Source organism: Methylobacterium sp., assembly GCF_019745455.1.
Classification (GTDB): domain Bacteria; phylum Pseudomonadota; class Alphaproteobacteria; order Rhizobiales; family Beijerinckiaceae; genus Methylobacterium.
The window spans coordinates 1-3,249 of record NZ_JAIETD010000051.1 but is presented as its reverse complement, the minus strand read 5'-3'; the positions used below and the strand labels follow the sequence as shown (position 1 = coordinate 3,249).

Here is a 3,249-nt window from a genome sequence, read left to right as displayed (position 1 = left end):
CACGGCATCGAACAAGAATTGCGTCAGGATGAGAAACTCGGGTTCCGGCACGGTGGGGTCGGGCCATCGTTGGCTAGTGTCGGGATCGTGCGTGACGTGAGGTACGGACTCGTCGTTAGGATCGTCGGGCGTACCAAGGGTGGTGCTGACCCAGCCGGAGCAAGTATCTCCCAGATGAATGAGGTGGGGTAAATCGCTCATACCGTGATCCTTCTGGCGGTAATGGCCTCGGCGGCATAGACGGACAGGGGCTTGTTGGCCTGGAAGTAGACATCGCGACTGACCGGGAGTTTGATGTGACCACGGATAGACGCAAGTTCTGCAAGGTCGACGTAGCCAAGCTCAGGCGAGCCGAGGCCGAGGTCGCATAGGCCGAACGCGCGGTTGGGATCGGTCGGATCGAGTTCGGAGAGCAGCCAACTGAGGGCGCCGTCGGGGAGGAACAGTTTCACCACGGGCGGCGGGTCGATGTCTTTGCCAGCAGCGGAGCGTTGGCCGTTGAGCAGCAGCTGGCGGCGTTGCGCCTTCGTGAAATAGGGGTGGGGGCCCATCACAGACCTCCTCGGGCGGCGGCCGACCGGCGGGATGAAGCCGCCGCTGGTCGAGGCTTGCGTGACTGCTTACCCGTGGAGCCGGAGACAGCCGGAGCCGTGCTTGCCGCCGGAATGGAGGCGCGCGTGCGCCGCAGGGGCCGTGCCCACTGGGGGCGGCTCGGTCTGACCGGCGCCGGGTCGCTCGACGCGGGCTGAGCCGCCACGATCCCAGCAATGGCGGTAGGTGACGAAGGCGGCAGGAGCAGCAGCGGCGCAGGCGTTGCCGACGGGGATGAAGGGGCCGGGGGACCGTCCGGCCCTTCCGACGTGGAGTCAGGATGGCGTAGTACCGCGTCTAGCACCGGGGTGAGATCGAGGTAGCGCCGGTGGAGGTAGTTGGCCTGGCTTGAGGCCCCGGCCTGGGCGAGGGCGTCGACGAAGGCCTCGAGGGTGAGCCCGGTGAAGCCGATGGTCCCCGGGTCGGTGCCGGTGGGATCGAGAAGTTCACCGGCGTAGAGGCGGCAGGCCAGCGCGACGCGCCGGTTTTGAGCGGGATAGAGCATTATGAGATGCGCCTGGGGCGTGAGGCCGTTGCGCACACACAACCCGGCCAACATTGTCAGGCGCCACAGCTGCTCCAGGGCAACGGAGCGCAGGGCCTTGGCGTCGGGATCGCGATGAAGGGCGAGTTCGCGGCTGACGACGTCGTAGCGCGGGCGATGCGTGGCGGCGGGACCGGAGCCCTCGCTGTACTTGCATTCGATGAACACGGTGGCTGGTTCACCGTCCATGGTGACGACCTCGACCGCGGCATCGTGCGCGGAGCCACACTGGAGCCAGTGCGGGTCCTTCCGGTCGCGGCTCGGGGAGGTCTCGAAACGCACAGCCGTTACGTGGTCGACGAAGGTGGGCAGCAAGCTACGGAACACCGCGGTGGCGAGGTCGAGATCGAGCGCGAGGGGGACCAGCGCGTTGCGGATCAGCGGCTCGGACGAGAGCGTATTGCGAAGCAGCCGGTCGACGTTCACGCAGGCCCCTTCTTCCCTCAGTACGAGCGAGCGGCGGACGTAGGCGTGCACAGCGGGACTGAAGAAGTTCGCGCCGCGGGCCGCGTCTGCGAGGGTGAGCAACGAGCCCAGCGTGATTGCTGGGATGTCGTGCCGACCGCCGGGGCGATGAAGGCCGGCAGGTAGCCCTTGCCCCTGGCGCCAGAGGGACTGCTGCAGGCGTGCGGCGGCCCTGAACCGCGTATCGCCGGTGATGAAGCAGTCGTGCCGACGCAGCAGCGAGGCGGGAACGAGGGGCGCGCGGGAGAGCGGCATGAAGCTGATCCGTGATGACGCCGCAGGGTACGCGGCACGATCAAGATTCAGCTAGCGGTGGCAGTTGTTGACGGGCGAGGATCAACTCGTGAGCTGAAGCGACGATTATTTATCTATAATATACAGTCAGTCGGGGAGAGCGGATTCAAGCATTTTAAATTTTTATAGCAATACAGCGATTTAGATAGCATTTTCGATAGCGGGCGGCCGGGTCGCTCGCGGGGCGGTATCTAAGGGACGGCCGCACTGCGTATGTGCTGGCTGACCCGGCAGCATGGTGGAGCGATCGAAGAGACGAGCGGATGGACAGGAAGCGCCTCGGCGACCGCAGCGCCGGAGCGTGGCGTTCGGGTAGGCCAGGGGACAGAGGGGATTGCAGGGTCGGGATGTAGGGCGGAGGTGGTGCGGACGGTCACCGTCCTCCTCGCTGGGGAGGGTGATGTATGTAGGCAGCAGCCAGCCGAGTTCGCAGCGCGGGCACCGGAAATTGCGTGGGCCCATCCAGCGTTTGGAACCCGCGTTCCCATTTAAAACAGCATGCCGCCCGCTCACGGGACGGTGACTGAAGAAACCAGCTGCCAACGAAGATGCGCGATCCGAAAGACGCTGTAAAGCGAAAGACTTACAGATGCCGCCGCGGTCTGGCTCGCATGCGGGTCATCGCACGGCGCCGATCGTACCTCGGATAGCATGGACGCCCTATGTCACGCAATCCGATCGCTCAGGCCCCTTCTTCTCTCGCCATGATGCCCGACGTGGATCTCGCCGACCCCGCCCCGCCGATCGAGGCTTGAAGGATCCGCACCGGCATGGTGTAACGCGCCGCCCTCAATCGCTGGAAGCTCGACAACGATCAGCTGGCACCGGGCCGCCCCCCGAGGAGCTTCGCAACGGCGCTGTGGTCCTGCCCCAAGACTGTCCAAGCCCCGTGCAGCTGTGGACGATCGGAAACGGGCCAGACGCCTCGCTCAGGTGGCACTGACCACGCGCGACACGGTGCGGACGCGGCGTGGATGACCTCTCGCCGAAACACGCTCATCTTGGCAGCCACCTGTCGCTCTGACGCCTGCCTACGACCTGAGAGACTCAAGACGCGCGACTGTCCTATGACACCAAACGCCTTCACCTTGGAGGGGTGCGACGCCGCCGGTCTTTCAGCCCTCTCCGTCCGATCCGTGGGCGCCGGGCCCGAAATGGGGTCCGAGTACGTCCGGCGTCGTGCGACACAGTCCGATATGAAATGTGGGCTGAAATGAGGGTTTCTTATGATAGTTCCGACAAAACAACGAACTAAATCAGCGGCTTATAAATGATATCTGGCGGAAGGGGTGGGATTCGAACCCACGGTGGAGTTGCCCCCACGGCGGTTTTCAAGACCGCTGCCTTAAACCACT

The 3,249-nt window shown here is 64.7% G+C and carries 2 protein-coding genes and 1 pseudogene; all 3 read right to left on the bottom strand.

The window, feature by feature from the left end:
- Positions 1-201, bottom strand: a pseudogene (locus tag K2Y56_RS12795) (hypothetical protein); the annotation flags it as partial.
- On the bottom strand, positions 198-551 hold the full coding sequence (locus tag K2Y56_RS12790; RefSeq protein ID WP_292507805.1) for a DUF2958 domain-containing protein: 354 nt from the start codon (positions 549-551) through the stop codon (positions 198-200). The gene K2Y56_RS12790 and the pseudogene K2Y56_RS12795, both read right to left, overlap by 4 nt.
- The gene (locus tag K2Y56_RS12785; RefSeq protein WP_292507803.1) at positions 551-1,855 is read right to left on the bottom strand and encodes a hypothetical protein; all 1,305 of its coding nucleotides are present in this window, start codon (positions 1,853-1,855) and stop codon (positions 551-553) included. Before K2Y56_RS12785 ends, K2Y56_RS12790 begins: the two co-directional genes overlap by 1 nt.
- Positions 1,856-3,249 lie beyond the last annotated feature (1,394 nt).